This window comes from Mycobacterium intracellulare ATCC 13950 (genome assembly GCF_000277125.1).
In the GTDB taxonomy this organism is placed as follows: Bacteria; Actinomycetota; Actinomycetes; order Mycobacteriales; family Mycobacteriaceae; genus Mycobacterium; species Mycobacterium intracellulare.
In genome coordinates this window covers 1,818,614-1,836,049 of sequence record NC_016946.1, presented here as the reverse complement: position 1 = coordinate 1,836,049, position 17,436 = coordinate 1,818,614, and the positions used below count along the sequence as shown (strand labels likewise).

At 68.1% G+C, this 17,436-nt stretch carries 11 protein-coding genes; 2 read left to right on the top strand and 9 right to left on the bottom strand.

The annotated features are described in order from the left end of the window. Nucleotides 1–15: 15 nt before the first annotated feature. Nucleotides 16–1,032 (top strand): pyridine nucleotide-disulfide oxidoreductase, encoded by a 1,017-nt coding sequence (locus OCU_RS33710; protein ID WP_014379666.1) that lies wholly within the window; start codon nucleotides 16–18, stop codon nucleotides 1,030–1,032. 68 nt (nucleotides 1,033–1,100) lie between these two features. Here the strand turns inward: OCU_RS33710 and OCU_RS33705 are convergent, their stop codons facing one another. The 5 genes from OCU_RS33705 to OCU_RS33685 all read right to left on the bottom strand — a co-directional run bounded on the left by OCU_RS33705 (nucleotide 1,101) and on the right by OCU_RS33685 (nucleotide 9,314). Further along, complete coding sequence (locus OCU_RS33705; RefSeq protein WP_009955475.1) at nucleotides 1,101–1,772, bottom strand: hypothetical protein; 672 nt, start codon at nucleotides 1,770–1,772, stop codon at nucleotides 1,101–1,103. Then, nucleotides 1,760–2,173: an acyl-CoA thioesterase gene (locus OCU_RS33700; RefSeq protein WP_008255151.1), complete on the bottom strand. Its 414-nt coding sequence runs from the start codon at nucleotides 2,171–2,173 to the stop codon at nucleotides 1,760–1,762. Before OCU_RS33700 ends, OCU_RS33705 begins: the two co-directional genes overlap by 13 nt. Next, nucleotides 2,170–7,011, bottom strand: coding sequence for an NAD-glutamate dehydrogenase (locus tag OCU_RS33695; protein WP_014379665.1), 4,842 nt, complete (start codon nucleotides 7,009–7,011; stop codon nucleotides 2,170–2,172). The genes OCU_RS33700 and OCU_RS33695 overlap by 4 nt, the downstream gene beginning before the upstream one ends. A gap of 78 nt (nucleotides 7,012–7,089) precedes the next feature. Next, nucleotides 7,090–8,766 carry an energy-dependent translational throttle protein EttA gene (gene ettA, locus OCU_RS33690; protein ID WP_009955480.1) on the bottom strand — a complete coding sequence of 559 codons (1,677 nt, stop codon included), beginning with the start codon at nucleotides 8,764–8,766 and terminating at the stop codon, nucleotides 7,090–7,092. Between the two features lie 77 nt (nucleotides 8,767–8,843). Continuing rightward, nucleotides 8,844–9,314 (bottom strand): single-stranded DNA-binding protein, encoded by a 471-nt coding sequence (locus OCU_RS33685; RefSeq protein ID WP_009955482.1) that lies wholly within the window; start codon nucleotides 9,312–9,314, stop codon nucleotides 8,844–8,846. A 123-nt stretch (nucleotides 9,315–9,437) separates the two neighbouring features. On the opposite strand from OCU_RS33685, the gene OCU_RS33680 reads away from it, so the two are divergent. Beyond that, entirely contained in the window at nucleotides 9,438–9,698 is a 261-nt protein-coding gene (locus OCU_RS33680; RefSeq protein WP_009955484.1) for a Txe/YoeB family addiction module toxin, read from the top strand. On the opposite strand, the gene OCU_RS33675 is transcribed toward OCU_RS33680, so the two are convergent. The 4 genes from OCU_RS33675 to OCU_RS33660 are packed head-to-tail and all read right to left on the bottom strand — an operon-like array spanning nucleotide 9,695 to nucleotide 17,385. After that, complete coding sequence (locus OCU_RS33675) at nucleotides 9,695–11,749, bottom strand: cytochrome c oxidase assembly protein (RefSeq protein ID WP_014379664.1); 2,055 nt, start codon at nucleotides 11,747–11,749, stop codon at nucleotides 9,695–9,697. The two genes, OCU_RS33680 and OCU_RS33675, sit on opposite strands and share 4 nt — an antisense overlap. A gap of 28 nt (nucleotides 11,750–11,777) precedes the next feature. Then, nucleotides 11,778–14,132 (bottom strand): glycerol-3-phosphate 1-O-acyltransferase, encoded by a 2,355-nt coding sequence (locus tag OCU_RS33670; RefSeq protein ID WP_014379663.1) that lies wholly within the window; start codon nucleotides 14,130–14,132, stop codon nucleotides 11,778–11,780. After that, nucleotides 14,129–15,919 (bottom strand): HAD-IB family hydrolase/lysophospholipid acyltransferase family protein, encoded by a 1,791-nt coding sequence (locus tag OCU_RS33665; RefSeq protein ID WP_014379662.1) that lies wholly within the window; start codon nucleotides 15,917–15,919, stop codon nucleotides 14,129–14,131. The genes OCU_RS33670 and OCU_RS33665 overlap by 4 nt, the downstream gene beginning before the upstream one ends. Next, a complete protein-coding gene (locus OCU_RS33660) occupies nucleotides 15,916–17,385 on the bottom strand; it encodes a WS/DGAT/MGAT family O-acyltransferase (RefSeq protein WP_085977631.1) in 1,470 nt (489 codons plus the stop codon). The genes OCU_RS33665 and OCU_RS33660 overlap by 4 nt, the downstream gene beginning before the upstream one ends. Nucleotides 17,386–17,436: the final 51 nt, after the last annotated feature.

Genomic DNA, 17,436 nt, shown 5'->3' with positions numbered 1-17,436 from the left:
TCCTACGCGTGGGCAGTGATCGGGGCCGGGCCGGCGGGCGTCGCCGCGGTGGGGAGGCTGCTGGATCACGGCGTCGCGGCCGAAAGGATCGCGTGGATCGATCCCGCCTTCGCCGGCGGCGACATCGGGCAAAAGTGGCGGTCGGTGTCGAGCAACACGCACGTGGGTCTGTTCCTCGAATACTTCAACGGCTCCAAGTCATTTCGGTTCGACGAAGCGCCGCCCCTGCCGCTGCGCGAGATCGACCCCCAGGAGACGTGCGCGCTGGGCCTGGTCGCCGAGCCGCTGGTGTGGATCACGGGGCAGCTTCGTGAGCAGGTCGCCACCTTCACGACGACCGCGACCGCGCTGTACCTGGAAAACCGGCGATGGCGCATCGAGACCGAACGGGACGACATCGTGGCCAGCAACGTGATCCTGGCCGTCGGGGCGGTCGCCAAGAAGCTTCATTACCCGGAGCTCGACGCGATTCCGGTGGAGGTCGCCCTCGATCCCGAGAAGCTCGCGCGTGAGCCGCTGCGGGGTGCGACGGTCGGCGTGTTCGGCTCGTCGCACTCGTCCATGATCGTGCTGCCGAATCTGCTGCGCCATCCCGTCGAGCGGGTGATCAACTTTTACCGAAGCCCACTGAAATATGCTGTGTACTTTGAGGATTGGATCCTGTTCGATGACACCGGGCTGAAGGGCCAGGCGGCGGTGTGGGCGCGGGAAAACATCGACGGGGTGCTGCCGGACCGATTGGAGCGATGCCTGGTATCGGCGCCGGAGTTCTCCGGGCAGCTGGCCCGGTGTGACCGGGTGGTCTACACCGTCGGCTTCGAACGCCGGCGATTGCCCGAGACACCGCAGTTTGGGCAACTGGACTACAACCGCACCAACGGAATCCTTGCTCCCGGCCTGTTCGGGGTGGGGATCGCGTTTCCGCAGTACGCGCAGGACCGCTACGGGTACGGGCAATTCCGGGTGGGGCTCAAGAAATTCATGGACTACCTGGATGCCGTGCTGCCGCTGTGGCTGAGTTACGGCCCCTGATCTCCGCGCCGCTGGACCGCCGACGCCGCGTTTAAACTCAGCCTGATTTCGTTCGCCAAACCGGGGCGTCAGCCCAGCAGCAGCGCCGGGTCGCCGCGGCGGCGATACACCGAACCGAACCGGGCGTCCAGGCGCAGCCACGTCGGCGTGATGCGGACCCGGATCAATTCCTGGGCGTCGACGGCATCGGGTGACTGCGGCAGGAAACCCATCGCGGTCAGCGCGAACACGCAGCGCATCGGCAGCCCCACGTGGACGTCGGCGGCACTCACCTGGATGACCTCCTGGTCGAGCAGCGACACCGGCGGGCCGTGAGAGCTGCTGTGCTCCTTGGCAAGTCGCGCGCCGCTTTGGGCCAGACCGAGCACCACCCTGGCCGGGATATCCTCGATGTGGGTGAATCCGGATTCCGGGGGCAGGGCGCCCCGCCACGCCGAGTCCATCGCGAATCCGGGATCGACGTAGCCCGAGTCGTCCATCGCGGCCAGGCCGCGCGCCAGCGCGTCCGCACCCACCGACAGGTCCGAGGGCCGGACCTCGCCCGGCACCACCCTGCTGGCCAGCACGTCGAAACCCGTTGCGACCCACGCGGTCAGGAGCCCTTCGGATCGGGTCCGCAAGCGAATGATCGCCGCATCGTCGAGTCGCAGCGCGCGCTCGAGGAACGCGGCGAGATCCCGGCGGTGCTCGGCCCGAAATTGCGCGCCCAACCACAGGCCGCGGTCGGCTACCTGATCCACCGCTGCAGATACTCCCGATGCTGCGGCGAGAGCCGCACCAGCCGCTCCTCCTCGATGTGGACGGCGGCCAGTTGCGACTCGGCGATGACGGCGGGCTTCGAGTCCGGATCCGCGTTGACCGAACGCACTTCGTAGCCCAGCGTGAAGTCGACCGCCCGCAACCGCTTGGTCCACATCGTCACCTGCAGCGGAGAATCGGCCAGCCGAAGCTGACCCTTGTAGGTGACCTTGACCTCGGCGATGAGCAACCCGATCGTCAAGATGTCGACCTCGAACGCCTCGCGCAGGAACTGCACCCGCGCCTCTTCGAGGATGGTGACCATGGTGGCGTGGTTGATGTGCTGGTACATGTCGATGTCCGACCAGCGCACCAGCACGGGCGCGACGAAGCCGATGCTCAACTCGATGAACCTCTTCCGCTCGTGCGGGTCATGCGACGGATTTGTCGCGCGGCGACGGACAGCGTCGCGAGATCCTTGTCCCCGTTTTCCTGGATCTCAAGGAGCGTCCGTCGGGCCCGCTCGACCCTGGACGCGGACAGGTGCTCCCACTCGGCGATCTTCTCTTCACCGCTTTCGTCGGGCTCCCCCACGGCGAGCACATCGAAGCACAGCGACCGCAGCGAGGCGTAGATGTCGTCACGGATTGCCAAGCGCGCCAACGAGTGCCAGCGGTCCCTGCGGGGCAGCTCGGAGACCGCCGTCAGCAGGCCGTCGGTGCCGAGCCGGTCCATCAGGGCGAAATAGGTGTCGGCCACCTCGGCGGCGTCGATGTCGTTGATGTCGCCGATGTCGATGATGTCGAGCAGGCTGAAGTGGTAGAGCCCGGCGGCCACCGTGTAGGCCAGGTCTTTGGGCGCGCCCTGGGAGGCGAATTCCGCGGCTTCCTTTTCCACGATCGCCTTGTCGTCACCGCGCAGCCATTCCGACATCCGCGGCGTCAGCGCCTTCACTTTGGCGGCGAACCGGTTGATCTCGGCGCCGACCGCCAATGGCTGTGGGCGGTAGTTGAGCAGCCAGCGTCCGGCGCGGTCGATCAGGCGTCGGGTGTCCAGGGTGAGCCGATCCGACAGGGCGACCGGCAGATTCTCCGCGCGGATGCGGCGCCAGATCTCGCTCACGCCGAAGATGGCGTCGGTGGCGACGTAGGTGCGCACCGCGTCGACCGACCCGACCCCGACGTCTTCGGTGATCCGGAAGGCGTAGCTGATGCCGGCGGCGTCCACGAGGTCGTTGATCAGCATGGTGGTGACGATCTCGCGGCGCAGCTGGTGGGTGCGGATCTCGCCGGTGAACCGTTCCCGCAACGGTTTCGGAAAGTACAGGGGCAACCGGGACGCGAACACGTCCTGTTCGGTCAGTTCGGTTTCGAGCATCTCCTCTTTGAGCCCCAGCTTCACGTGCGCCATCAGGGTGCACATCTCCGGTGAGGTGAGCCCGATGCCGGCCTCGGACCGCCGCTGAATCTCCTTTTCCGACGGCAGCGCTTCGAGTTCCCGGTTGATGCCGCGCTCGTCGACCAGGTACTGGATCAGCCTGGCGTGCACCGGAAGCAGGCTGGCCGCGTTCGCGCGGCTGGTGCCGATCAGGTCGTTCTGGTCCTCGTTGTCGGTGAGCACCAGTTGGGCGACCTCGTCGGTCATCGACTCCAGCAGCGGCTTGCGTTCCTCCGGCTTGACCTTGCCGGCGGTGACCAGGGAGTCGATCAGAATCTTGATGTTGACCTCGTGGTCGGAGCAGTCCACGCCGGCCGAGTTGTCCATCGCGTCGGTGTTGATCCGGCCGCCGGCCAGGTCGAACTCGACGCGGCCCAAGGCGGTCACCCCGAGGTTGCCGCCCTCGCCGACCACCTTGGCGCGAACCTGAGAACCGTTGACCCGCACCGGATCGTTGGCGCGGTCACCGACGTCGGAGTCGGATTCGGACTCGGCCTTGATGTAGGTGCCGATCCCCCCGTTGAACAACAGGTCCACCGGCGCCTGCAGGATGGCCTTGATCAGGTTGGGCGGGGTCATCTCGGTGACGTCACCGCCGATGCCCAACACGTCGCGGACCTGGGGGCTGACCGGAATGGACTTGTGCTCCCGGCTGTACACCCCGCCGCCCTCGCTGATCAGCGACGTGTCGTAGTCGTCCCAGCTGGAGCGCGGCAGCTCGAACATCCGCCGGCGTTCCTCCCACGAGGCCGCGGCGTCGGGGTCGGGGTCGAGGAAGATGTGCCGGTGGTCGAAGGCGGCGAGTAGGCGGATGTGCTTGCTCAGCAGCATGCCGTTGCCGAAGACGTCACCGCTCATGTCGCCGATGCCGACCACGGTGAAGTCCTCGGTCTGGGTGTCGACGTCCATCTCCCGGAAGTGTCGCTTGACGGCCTCCCACGCGCCCTTGGCGGTGATGCCCATGGCCTTGTGGTCGTAGCCGACCGAGCCGCCGGACGCGAACGCGTCGCCCAGCCAGAAGCCGTAGGACTTGGCGACGTCGTTGGCGATGTCGGAGAACGTGGCGGTGCCTTTGTCCGCCGCCACCACCAGGTAGGCGTCGTCACCGTCGCGACGGATGACTTCCGTTAACGGGTTGACCTTTCCGGTCGCGTGGTCGACGTTGTCGGTGACGTCGAGCAGGCCGGAGATGAACAGCTGATAGCAGGCGACGCCCTCGGCGCGGGTGGCGTCCCGGTCGGCCGCGGCGTCGCCGGTGGGCAACGGTGGCCGCTTGACGACGAATCCGCCCTTGGCCCCGACGGGCACGATGACCGCGTTCTTGACCGCTTGCGCTTTGACCAGACCCAGGATTTCGGTGCGGAAGTCATCGCGACGGTCCGACCAGCGCAGGCCGCCGCGGGCCACCGGGCCGAACCGCAGGTGCACGCCTTCGACCCGCGGCGAATAGACGAAGATCTCGTACTTGGGGCGCGGCAACGGCAGCTCGTCGACCAGCTGAGCGTCCAGTTTGATCGCCAGCACGTTGCGGGCCCGGGCCGAACCCTTGCGTGTCACAAAGTAATTGGTGCGCAGCGTCGCCTGCACCAGCGACGCGAAGGCGCGCAGGATGCGGTCGGTGTCCAGACCCACCAGGGCGTCGATGTCGGCGGCGACCGCGGCGGCGGCCGCCTGCGCGTCACGGCCGGTCGAGGAACTCGGGTTCGGGTCGAACAGCGCCTCGAACAGCGCGACCAGGGACCGCGCGGTCGACGGGTGCTCGTTGAGCACCGATTCGATGTAGGACTGGCTGTAGGGAAAGCTAGCCTGCCGCAAGTACTTTGCGTAGGCGCGCAAGAGCACGACCTGTTGCCAGCGCAGCCCCGCGCGCATCACCAGCTCGTTGAAGCGGTCGATCTCGAGGCGTCCCTGCCAGATCGCGGTGACGGCGTCGGCGAATCGCTCGGCCATCTCGTCGCGCTCGGCTTGCGTCGACGCCGACTCGATGGTCGGGTGCGGGGATATCTTGAACTGATAGATCCACACCGGCAGCCCGTCGGAGCGGGTGACCGTGAACGGCCGCTCCTCGAGCACCACCACGCCCATGCTCTGTAGCATCGGCAGCAGCTGGCTCAGCGAGGCGGTGCGCCCGCCCAGGAACCAGGTCAGCTGGGCGGATCCGTCCTCGCCTTCGAGGAACACCAGCTTGACCGAATTGTCGTGCAGCTCTTTGATGATCGCGATGTGATCGATGGCATCGGCCGGTGTGACGGCCTGCTTGTAGACCTCGGGAAAGGCGTCCGCGTAGTACTCCGCGTCGGCGTGCCCGACGGAGCCTTCGGCGGCGGCGGCGATCAGCCGGTCGGTCCAGGTGCGCGCCGCTTCGCTCAGCATGCCCTGGATGCGGATCCGGTTGTCCTCGGAGACGTCGACCGGCGTGGCGCCGGGGTCATCGGAAGGCAGGCGCACCATGAAATGCATGAGCGCCCACGGTGATTCGCTGACCCGCGCGGTGAATTCCAGGCGGGTGCCGCCGAATTCGTGTACCAGGATGTCTTCGATCTGCAGCCGCACCGCCGTGGTGTAGCGGTCGCGGGGCAGATACACCAGGCAGGAAACGAAGTACTGGAGGCTGTCGGCGCGCAGGAACAACAACGCATTTCGCTGCGGACCCAGATCCACCACCGCTTTGGCCATCGCCAACAACCGTTCGGCGCTGAGCGTGAACAGTTCCGAGCGCGGAACGGTTTGGATGACGTCGAGCAAAAGCTGGCCGGGGTGGATCGGGTCGCTGTCGGCCATCGCCAGCGCCTCGCGGACCCGGCGCGAGATCGTGGGGATCTCCAGGACGTCGGCGTTCATGGCGGCAACCGTGAACAGCCCGACGAAGCGGTGCTCGAGCACGCCGCCGTCGGCGTATTCGCGAACGGCGATGGCGTACGGGTAGGCGCCGTAGCGCAGGTAGCTGCCCACCACGGATTGCGCCAGGACCAGCAGCCGGTCGTCGTCGGTCAGCCGGGGGCGCGAGCCGGTGCGGGTGCGCAGCACGCCGAGCCCGGGCGTCCCGTCACCCGAGACGCGGCCGTCGTGCACGTGGCAGCGTTGATAGCCGAGCAGCAGGAAATTCCCGTTGCCCAGCCAGCGCAGCAGGGCCGCGACGTCGTCGCGGTCCGGCGCCGAGAAGCGGTCCTGCGCGTTGGCTTCGACCTGGGCGGCGAGGTCATTCAGCGCGGCGATCAGGCCCGACGCGTCGCTGGCGACCTGTTGCACGTCGGCGAGAACCCGGGGCAGCAGCCGCTCGACCTCGGTGAGCCCCTTGCTGTCGACGGAAGGCAGGAGCTGCACGTGGATCCACGCCTCGCCGGCGTATTGCGATGCCCCCTCGGGCTTCGCTTCGACGCTGAGCAGATCGCCGGCGGGATTGCGGTGCACGTCGAACACCGGCGTCATGATCGCCGTATAGGGAACGCCGAGCCGATGCAGCAGCACGGTGACCGAATCCATCAGCATGCCGCCGTGGTCGGTGACGACCTGCAGCGCCGGCCCGAACCCGGCGGGGTCCTCCGCGGGGTAGACGGCGACGCGGCTTTCGCCGTCGGGGCGGTGCTGGCCGAGCCGGTAGTGCGCGCTCAGCATGGCCGGGGTGACGATCGCCGCCGGGACCGTCAGGTCGATGGGCCTGGTCTCCGCGCCGCCGGACTGGTCGCTATGCGGACCGCGATAGCTCTCCACATAGGCTTTGGAGATCCACTGGGGAATGTCCTGCTGCTGGGTGAACGTCGTCCATGGCTCGAGGTCCTGTTTGGCTCCGGGATCGATCGTCATGCCGACTGCTCCCAACTGGCGACGGTTGTCACTGCGCTCAAACGCCCCGTTCCCGCGCGGCGGGGGGCAGAGCCGACACTAGTCGCGCGTCAGCTTGCGGTGGGTCACTCTGTGCGGCCGCGCCGCCTCGGCGCCCAGCCGTTCGATCTTGTTTTCCTCGTATGCCCCGAAGTTGCCCTCGAACCAGAACCACTTGGCCTCGTTGTCGTCGTCACCCTCCCACGCCAGGATGTGGGTGCAGGTGCGGTCCAGGAACCACCGGTCGTGCGAAATCACCACCGCGCAGCCGGGGAACTGCTCGAGGGCGTTCTCCAGCGAGCTCAGGGTTTCGACGTCGAGGTCGTTGGTGGGCTCGTCGAGCAGGATGAGGTTTCCGCCCTGCTTGAGCGTCAGCGCGAGGTTGAGCCGGTTGCGCTCGCCGCCCGAGAGAACGCCGGCCGGCTTCTGCTGGTCTGGGCCCTTGAACCCGAACGCCGACACGTAGGCCCGCGACGGCACCTCGGTCTGGCCGACGACGATGTGGTCCAGCCCGTCGGAGACGACCTCCCAGACGTTCTTCTTCGGATCGATGCCCGCGCGGGTCTGGTCGACGTAGCTCAGCTTGACCGTCTCGCCGACCTTGACCGTGCCGCTGTCCGGCTCCTCGAGACCGACGATGGTTTTGAACAGCGTGGTCTTTCCGACGCCGTTGGGGCCGATGACCCCGACGATGCCGTTGCGCGGCAGGGTGAACGACAGGTCCTTGATGAGGGTGCGCCCGCCGTAGCCCTTGTCGAGGTGCTCGACCTCGACCACCACGTTGCCCAGCCGCGGACCGACCGGGATCTGGATCTCCTCGAAGTCGAGCTTGCGCGTCTTCTCGGCCTCGGCGGCCATCTCCTCGTAGCGCTGCAGCCGTGCCTTGCTCTTGGCCTGGCGCGCCTTGGCCCCGGAGCGCACCCACGCCAGCTCCTCGGTCAACCGCTTCTGCAGCTTGGCGTCCTTGCGCCCCTGCACCGCGAGCCGTTCGGCCTTCTTCTCCAGGTACGTGGAGTAGTTGCCCTCGTACGGGTAGGCGCGGCCGCGGTCGAGTTCCAGGATCCATTCGGCGACGTTGTCCAGGAAGTACCGGTCGTGGGTGACCGCCAGGATCGCGCCCGCATATGAGGCGAGGTGCTGTTCGAGCCACTGCACGCTCTCGGCGTCGAGGTGGTTGGTGGGCTCGTCGAGGAGCAGCAGGTCGGGCTTGGACAGCAGCAGCTTGCACAGCGCGACGCGGCGGCGCTCACCACCGGACAGGTTGGTCACCGGCTCGTCGGGCGGCGGGCAGCGCAGCGCGTCCATGGCCTGCTCGAGCTGCGAGTCGAGGTCCCACGCGTCGGCATGGTCGAGCTCCTCCTGCAGCCGGCCCATCTCCTCCATCAGCTCGTCGGAGTAGTCGGTGGCCATCAGCTCGGCGACCTCGTTGAAGCGGTCGAGCTTGACCTTGATCTCGCCCAGGCCCTCTTCGACGTTGCCGCGAACGGTCTTCTCCTCGTTCAGCGGCGGCTCCTGCAGCAGGATGCCGACGGTCGCGTCGTTGGCCAGGAAGGCGTCACCGTTGTTCGGCTTGTCCAGGCCCGCCATGATCCGCAAGACGCTCGACTTGCCGGCGCCGTTGGGCCCAACGACGCCGATCTTGGCGCCTGGATAGAAGCTCAACGTGACGTCGTCCAGGATCACCTTGTCGCCGTGCGCCTTGCGGACCTTCTTCATCGTGTAGATGAACTCAGCCATGCCGCAGTTGTGCCTTTCTGGTCTTGCGGGTATCGGGGGGATCCCCGCGGACCATCCTAGGCACCGCCGGGCGACGGCTAAGCCGAGAGAGGCAGTCCGTCACCGCCCGCGCCGTCGTCGGCCTCGGTGGTGTCGCCGTCGGCGTCCGCCGGTCCGCTCGCCGCGGTGGCATCCGCGGTGGTCGGACCGGTGTATCCGGGCTTCTCGATCCGGACGATCGCGCGCGACACGTCCGGCCCGACGGAGGTCGCCCGCATCTCCAGTGACGAGCGGCGGTTGCCGTCGCGGTCCTCGTACTCGCTGGTGTAGACGTGGCCCACCACGATCACCGGTGCGCCCTTGCCCAGCGCGGCCCCCACCCCGGTGACCAACCTGCCCCAGCAATTGACGTTGATGAACAGCGAGTTGCCGGGCTCCCAGCCGCCCTCGGCGGTGCGCCGGCGCGAATTGCTGGCCACGCGGAACTTCATGACCTCCTGGGTGCCGACCTGCCGTCGCTCCGGGTTGTTGACGATGTGGCCGACGACGGTGAGCGGTGTTTCAAACATGGGTTGATCCCTTTCGATTGCTTTTGTGGCTATGGCTGCCAGTAAGCGCGGCGGCACCGACGGCTCGACGGGACAACGGGCGCCGGCCACCCGCCCTGTGGACGAAACCGTGACTGTGGATCGATGCTGATATCCGCCGATGATTGGAAGGCGTGGGACGACTACCTGCACTGGCAGACGGCCGACCGGGCCGTGCCCAAGCGGATCAACAGGCTCATCGCGGAGGCTTGCCGGTCGCCGCAGGCGGGCATCGGCAAGCCTGAGCCGCTGAAATACGGGCTCGTCGGCGCCTGGTCTCGGCGAATTACCCACGAACACCGGCTCGTCTATCGGGTCGTCGGCGATGACCTGCAGACCCTCCAGGTCCGGTATCACCACACCTAGTCGGTGGCGGACTCCTCGCGCGCCGGTCCCGACCCCTCGCGCTGCGCCAGCCGGCTCAGCATCGCGTTGTAGGCCGCCAGCTCGGCGTCATCGTCGCGGTCGGCGGCCCGGTCCAATCGTTTGGCGGTGCGACGGTCGCTGCGCGCCCACTGCACCAGCAGCGCCAGCATCACGATCACCAGCGGAAATTCCCCCGCCGACCAGGCGATGCCGCCGCCCAGCCGCTGGTCACCCAGCAGGTCGGTGTGCCAGCTCAGACCCAGCGAGCGGTAGTAGTCGGCGCCGAGCACCTTCTTGGTGCCCATCAACACCACCCCGAAGAACGCGTGCAGCGGTAGCGACGCGAACACCACCGCCACCTTGGCCAGCGGCGGGATCGGTCGCGGTGTCGGGTCCACCCCGATCACCACCCAATAGAACAGGTAGCCGCTCAGCAGGAAGTGCAGGTTCATCGCCAGGTGCCCGGCGTGACTGCTCGCGGTGATGTCGAAGAGGTTGGACAGGTACAGCCCGTAGAACCCGGCGACGAACAGCACCGTGGCCACCACGGGGTTGGTGAGGAATCGCGAGAAGCGACTGTGCAGCCCGGCCAGCAGCCACTCCCGCATGCCCGGCGGATCGTCGCGCCCCGCCGCGGGCAGCGCCCGCAACGCCAGGGTGACCGGAGCGCCCAGCGCCAACAGGATCGGCACCAGCATCGACAGGCACATGTGGACCACCATGTGCATGCTGAACATCGCCGGCATGTAGCGCCCGATTCCCGAGGACGTCACGAACAGCAACGCCAGGCAGCCGAGCAGCCAGGACACGGTCCGGCCCGGCGGCCACCTGTCGCCGCGCCGGCGCAGCCGCACCAGGCCTGCCACATAGAGCGCGGCGAGGACGATGGCCGCGGTGCCGAAGATCAGATCGAAGCGCCAGTCGAAGAGAATGCGTGCCACGGTCGGTGGCCCGTCGAAGTCGTAACCGATCTCGGCTTCGGGGACCGACGGCAGCGGGGGCGGCGGCGCGGTGCGGCTCAGCCCGACGGCGATGCCGAACGTGAGGCCGAAGAGCGCGGCCTCGATCAGCGCCAGCCTGGCCAGCGCGGCGCGCGCCCGCGACGGGCTCGGATCCGCCTGCAGCGCAGCCACACTCACGCGCCGCTGGCGCCAGCCGACGCCACCCAACAGGCATAGCGCGACGAACTTGGCGACCACCAGGCGCCCATAACCGGTGGTGAGCAAATCGCCGGGCTGGACCCGCACCAGGGCGTTGACCAGTCCGCTCAACGCCATCGCCACCCAACACCACAGCGCGATCGACGAGAAGCGCCGCGCCGCCAGGCCGGTGTGGGCGCCGCCACGCAGGGCGTGGGCGAGCAAGGCGAGCAGGCCACCGGCCCACAGGCTGGCGGCGACCAGGTGGATCAGCAGGCCGTTGGTGGCCAGGTCGTGCGAGCCGCCGGCCGACGAATGACCGGTCAGGCCGAGCGGGATCAGCGTCAGCACCGACGCGGCGAGCAACACCGGCGTCCACGACCAGCGCAGCACCGACAGGCTCGCCACCGTGATCACGGCGGCCAGGATCGCGGTCCAGCGCCAGGCCGAGGCGGTGGCGATCAGACCCGCCAACGACCAGATGCGCGCCGGGCCGATGTCGACGACCGCGCGACCGGACACGTCGGAGATGGTCAGTGGGACCAGTAGGGCCGCACACACCGCCCACACCCCCGACGCCACCGTCCCCAACCGCAGCGCGCGGTAGCCGTCGGCGTCGAGGACGCCGCTGCGTTGCGGCGGCACCAGGAAGGCGGCGAACAGGAACGACCCGACCGCGAGGACCGCGGCGATCTCCCCCGCCGCACGAACGAACGGCAACCCCAGCGTGGTCACCGGGCCCGGGTCGGGCAGGCCCGTCGCGGTCAGCGCGCTTGCCAGCGAGAGCGTCCCGATCCCGGCGGCCGTGCAGCCCGCCAGGGCCGCGACGCCGGCCAGCGCCGGCCACACCAGCGCGCGGCGCTGGGACGAGGCCGCGGTCGTGGCCGTGCCGGCCGGCGGAGCGACGGTCATACACCCAGGGTATGGGCGCGGCTGCCGGCTACCCGGGTCGGCTGCCCAGCCGGTCCTGACGCGCCTTGAGCTCGCGGGCCACGAACTGATCCCGGGCAATGCGTCCGACGTAGTTGGAGTCCCGGAGAATGTCGCGCAATTCGCGCAGGAAGGCGGCTCGCCGTTCGGCCAGGTCCGGGGCGGGGCCGATCAGGTCCTGATCCTCGACAACCTGGCGCGCGGTGGCGAACAACAGCGTCGAAACCGATTCGCTGCTGCGGACCCGGGTCTGGGCCACATATTGCCGGCCGACGCCCAGCGCCAAGTCGGTCAGTTCCTGGTGGCCGATGTCGGCCGAGGCGTCGCGGAGCACGTCGGCGACGATCTCGTAGGCCTCGAAGAACACCCGCAGCATCGCGTCGGCCATCAGCGGACGCTTGGCGAACAGCAGGGCGTCGATCTCCTCGCCGCCGGCGGCGACGTGGGCTTGCCAGTTGTCGTGCCACGCCATCTCTTCGGCGATGTGGTCCCGGAAGGTCGCCGAGTCCGCGAAATAGAAGTCGAACTTCAGCAGATCGCGCAGCCGCGTCGCCTGGGCCCAGAACGCCGCCATGCGGTCGCCCTCGGCGTGCCTGGCGTGGGCCAGCGCGAGCTCCACGATCGAGGTCTCCAGGAAGGCGTGGATCACCGAGTTGCGGTAGAACGCGGCGGCGTGCTGGTGTTCGGGCGCGATGTGCCACACCGGCTCCCGGCCGCCGTCGACCCGGGTGATTGGGTGCCCGTTGGACAGGGCGTCGACCGCCGCCCGGACACCGTCGTGCGAGCGCAGGCGCAATGCGCTGGTGGACATCGGATTCTGTTTGCGTTCCAGATAGTCCAGCGAGTCCTGCAGCGTGTGGTGCAGCTGGCCCAGCGTCAGCGCCGCGCCGCGCGTGGTCAACAGCAGGGCGCACACCAGACCCGTCGCCGTCACCGGCGTCGCCTGCAGGATCCGCCAGGCGACCTCGAACGACATCTTCTGCAGGGCAAGCCGTTTGGCGTCCGGGTCCTGCGTGAGCGGGCCATGCGGGGCGCCGAGGTACTGGCGCATCGACACCGCTTCGGGGAACCGGACGTAAATCTTGCCGTAGTTGCGTTCGCCCTGCGCCCTGATGAAGTTGTACAACCAGCCGACACCCTCGGGGGTCTTCTCCCCGCCTCGGGCGTAGGCGGCGTATTCGGCGGTCTCGTGCAGCTGGTCGAAGCTGATCGAAACCGGTTGCAGCAGAATGTCTTCGCTGCGCCCATCCAGGTACGCGTCGGCGACGTAGGCCAGCAGACCGAGCTTGGGCGGCAGCATCTTTCCGGTCCGCGAGCGGGTGCCCTCGATGGACCAGCTCAGGTTGAACCGCTTTTCGACGATGTAGCCGACGTATTCGCGCAGCACGTACTTGTACAACTGGTCGTTGCCGATGTTGCGGCGGATGAAGATGACACCGGAACGCCGCAGCAGTGGCCCCATCGCCCCGAACGACAGGTTGATCCCGGCGAAGACATGCACCGGCGGTAACCGGTTCTCCTGCATGGCCACCGGCACCACGGCGCCGTCGATATAGGACCGATGGGAAAACAACAGCACCGCCGGGTGGGCTTCCAGGCCGGTGCGCATCGCGGCGACCTGGTACTCGTCGTAGTCGATCTCGGGATCGAACCCGCGGCTGATCATCCTGCCGAGCACCGAGACCAGGTCGACCGACGCCCTGCTCCACCCGGTGGCGAGTTCGTCGAGCATCTTCCCGGCCTCGTCGACGGTAGCGCCCGGGATCTTTGCCAGGCCGGCGCGAAACCGGTTGGACGCCAAGATCTCCGGCTTCACCAGGCGTGGCGACTTGTACTGCGGCCCGAGGATCCGGTACTCGACGCGTTCCATCGCCAAGATCGCGCGGCGGATCACGAATTGGGCGAAGTCGCTCTTGTCGTCCCCGACGGTGGTGTCACGCCACTGCCGGCGGAGTTCGGAGACCGTGGCCGATTCCCCGGCCACCACCCGCGCCCGCTGGGGTGCGTCGCGCAGGATCTGGGCCTGCATGCGTTGGTTGGGGTGGTAGGGATCCCGGCCGGGCAGCAGGCCGGTCAGCCTCGCGAGACGCCCGCGATCCGGCGGGGGTAGCCAAAACACCCGCACCGGCACGATCGAACGGTCCTCCCCCGACTCGAGCTGCTCGGCCAAAGATGTCATCGCTTCGGGCGGCGCGTCGAGCGCGGGCAGCGTGACCAGGTCGAAGTTCGCGCCCGGGTGGGCGGCACGCCGTTGATCCAGCCACGTCGTGACCAGTTCCATTTCGATCGGCGAGGCCATCGACGCCAATACCAGCGAGTCGGTTTCGGCGAGGATGGCGCTGGTATCTGCCGCCGGTTCGGTCATGGATGCCCTCGGGGCGGCGATTCCGGTGATTCGGCGCCGACGGTTCCGTCCGCGGCGGGCTGTTGCACCTCACCGTCCTTGAGAGCAACCTCGGATGCGTTCGGATTCGCCTTGGGCGCAGCCTTTTTCGCGGGGGACTTGCTCGCCGCTTTGGCCGGGGCCTTTTTCGCGGCGCCCTTTTTCGCGGCGCCCTTTTTCGCGGCGGCCTTCTTGGCGCCGGCCTTCTTGGCGGTGGTCTTGGCGGCCCGGCTGCGGGCTTGGGCGGCCGCCTTCTTTTCGGCGTACAGGTCGACCTCGGGCAGTTCGCCGACGGGCCAGTTGGCGAGCGTGTCCAGATACAGCTGACGCACCTCTTCGATGCGCTCGGGGAGTGTGTCAACTGTCCAGTCCTGCACCGAGATCGGAGGAAAGACCGCGACGTCGACCGTGCCGGGGTTGATGATGGCCGAGTTCCTGGCGGCAACGAGCTCGGCATTGCGGATCACGATCGGGACGATCGGAATGCCCGCGGCCATCGCGAGGCGGAACGGCCCCTTCTTGAACGGACCGACCTCGGTGGTGTCGAGCCGGGTGCCCTCCGGGGCCATCAAAATGGAAAGCCCGTTCTTGGCCCTCTCCTCGACCGTGCGCATCGTCTCGAGCGCGGAGGCCGAGTCGTCCCGGTCGATGAACACCCCGTCCAGGGCCTTACCGAGCAGGGCCATGATCGGGTTCTTCTGCAGCTCCTTCTTGGCCACGGCGACCCAGTTGTCGTTGACCAGCGCTCCGGCGATGACGGGGTCAACCTGGTTGCGGTGGTTGTAGATAAAGACGGCCGGACGCTGCGCGGTCAGGTTCTCTTTCCCGACGACATTGAGATGCACTCCGGTGGTCGCGAGCACCGTTTGGGAGAACACGGAGGTGAAGAAATTGGCGCCGCGCCGCCGGCTTCCGGTCAGCACACCCATCGCCACCGCCCCGGCCCCGACGGGGACGATCGAGCCGAGCCCGGCAAGCGTGCGCACCTGGCGCCGCAGGCCCACCGGACCGCGGCTGCTGAACCGCAGGATCGGCCAGCCGCGGCGCTTGGCCACCGCCGCCATCTTGCCTTCGGGATTCGTCGGCCGCGGATTGCCGACCAGATACATCAGCGCGACGTCCTCGTCGCCGTCGGCGTAGAAGTAGCTGTCCTTGAGATCGATGTCGTGCTCGGCCGCAAAGCGTTGCACCGCAGCGGCTTTGCCCGGACCCCACAGGATCGGCTTCTGGACACCGCCGGTGAGTATGCCGTCTTCGGTGGTCTCGAATTTGTTGGTGAGCGTGTTGGGGATGCCGAGGAACCGCGCGACCGGATTGACCTGGATCGTCAGCGCCGACGAGCTGAGCACCACGGTGTGCCCGCGGGCCATGTGGGCGCGCACCAGCTCGCGCATCTCGGGGTAGATCCGCGACTCGATGCGCTGGACGAACAGCCGCTCGCCGATCTCGTCCAAGTCGTCGATCAACCGGCCCGCCAGCGCCGCGGCGGCCTTGCCGATGAGGTCCTCGAACTCGATGCGCCCCAGGGTGTGGCTCAGGCCGGCCTGGACCATGCCGAGCAGTTCCCCCACGCCCATGTCGCGGCGCAGCAGCCGCTCCTGGGTCAGGATGACCGCGGTGAACCCGGCGACCAAGGTGCCGTCCAGGTCGAAGAACGCGCCGATTTTCGCGCCGGCGGGGCTGGCCATGATCTCGGCCACCGAGCCGGGCAGTCGCATGTCCGCCCCGCTTTCCGGGGTGTCGTCGGCCCGCTCTTTGGATGCGCTCATGAGCCCGACGCCGATCGAGACGACACGGCCGACTCGGTGAACGAGGCGGGGACCGCGCGCGGCGGCGGATCACCGGCCAGCGCCAGGATTTCGTCGAAACCGTCGAGCAGGCACTGGGCGAACAGCGCGTCGTTGCGTACCGAGGCCCTGTCGTAGCGCACGGTGATGGTGCACCACCCGCCACGCGAGATCAACACCACCATCATCGCCACGCCCGGCAGCGGGCCGATACCATACTGCCGCAAGACTTTTGCGCCGGCGAGGTAGGTGTCTCCCGGAAAGACGGGCAGATTGCTGGCCTGCACGTCCGAACCGATCACCGAGCCGGTGAGGCCCTCCAGCACGGCGGTGGGCAAGACGCTGAGCACCGGCGCAAAAGAACCGATGATGTTCATCGCGGGCTCGTCGCGGCGCTGGGTCATCTGCGCGCGGATCTTCTTCATGCGGGAGACCGGGTCGACGGTGCCGATCGGCGCGGCCAGGTTGACACCGGTGAACCGGTTGCCGCCAGCGTTGTCCGCTTCGGCCCGAAGGTTGACCGGCACCGCCATCGGCAGCGTGCTGATCGGCACGCCGAACGCCTCGTGGTACCGGCGCAAGGCTCCACACAGTCCGGCGAGGTAGGCGTCGTTGATCGATCCGCCGCCGGCTTTGGCGGCCCTGTGCAGGTCGGAGAGCGGGATGTCGACCGCCTCGGTGCGGGTGGTCAGGCTGCGCCGACGCAGCAGCGGCGACGGCTCGGCGGCCCGGTTGAGGACCCGCATGCCCGACATGGCGTATCCGACGATTCCCGAGACGGTGGCCGCCGGTTCCAGCACCGCGCGCCCGGCCGCCGACACCGCCCCCGACAGCGCGCCCAGGACGCCGCCGACCACAGCGAGCGGGAGGTGGTTAATGCCTTGGCGCATCAGGTCATTCGACGTCAGGTCTTGCGGGATGGGCAGCGGCAGCGTCGGCTTCGCGGGCGGGTCGCGCTCGAGGTCATAGATCTCGGCGAACATCTGGACCCCGCCGACGCCGTCGGTGACGGCGTGGCTGACATGCAACAGGGTCGCCGCCTTCCCGTCCGCCAAGCCCTCGACCAGGGTGGCCGTCCACAGCGGCCGCGAGATGTCCATCGGTGATTGCAGGTTGACCTCGGCGAGGTCGAAGACGTCACGCAGGGTCCCGGGTTCGGACACGCGCACCCGGCGCACATGGAAATCCAGGTTGAAATCGGGATCGACCACCCAGCGCGGCGCGGCCGTCGGCAACGTCGGGACGACGACCTTCTGCCGCAGCCGCAGCACCCGCCGGGAGGCGTTCTCGAACCGGGCCCGGAACTGCTGCCAGTCCGGCGTGGTGTCCAACAGCTCCAGCGCCATGATCCCGGAGCGGGTGCGGGGATTCGCTTCGCCCCGGTGCATGAGGTAGTCGACCGGCCCAAGCTCGTCGGACAGTTTGATCGCCTCGACGGACTCAGTCATGGTCATCAACTCGACGAACCAACCTTGTCACCGTCGATCACGCTCCCGCCT

Bases quoted from the DNA above. Each gene is read 5' to 3' on its own strand.
- OCU_RS33675 (WP_014379664.1), bottom strand. From the start codon at position 11,749: ATGACCGTCGCTCCGCCGGCCGGCACGGCCACGACCGCGGCCTCGTCC.
- OCU_RS33695 (WP_014379665.1), bottom strand. From the start codon at position 7,011: ATGACGATCGATCCCGGAGCCAAACAGGACCTCGAGCCATGGACGACG.
- OCU_RS33665 (WP_014379662.1), bottom strand. From the start codon at position 15,919: ATGAGCGCATCCAAAGAGCGGGCCGACGACACCCCGGAAAGCGGGGCG.
- OCU_RS33670 (WP_014379663.1), bottom strand. From the start codon at position 14,132: ATGACCGAACCGGCGGCAGATACCAGCGCCATCCTCGCCGAAACCGAC.
- OCU_RS33685 (WP_009955482.1), bottom strand. From the start codon at position 9,314: ATGTTTGAAACACCGCTCACCGTCGTCGGCCACATCGTCAACAACCCG.
- OCU_RS33680 (WP_009955484.1), top strand. From the start codon at position 9,438: ATGCTGATATCCGCCGATGATTGGAAGGCGTGGGACGACTACCTGCAC.
- OCU_RS33660 (WP_085977631.1), bottom strand. From the start codon at position 17,385: ATGACTGAGTCCGTCGAGGCGATCAAACTGTCCGACGAGCTTGGGCCG.
- ettA (WP_009955480.1), bottom strand. From the start codon at position 8,766: ATGGCTGAGTTCATCTACACGATGAAGAAGGTCCGCAAGGCGCACGGC.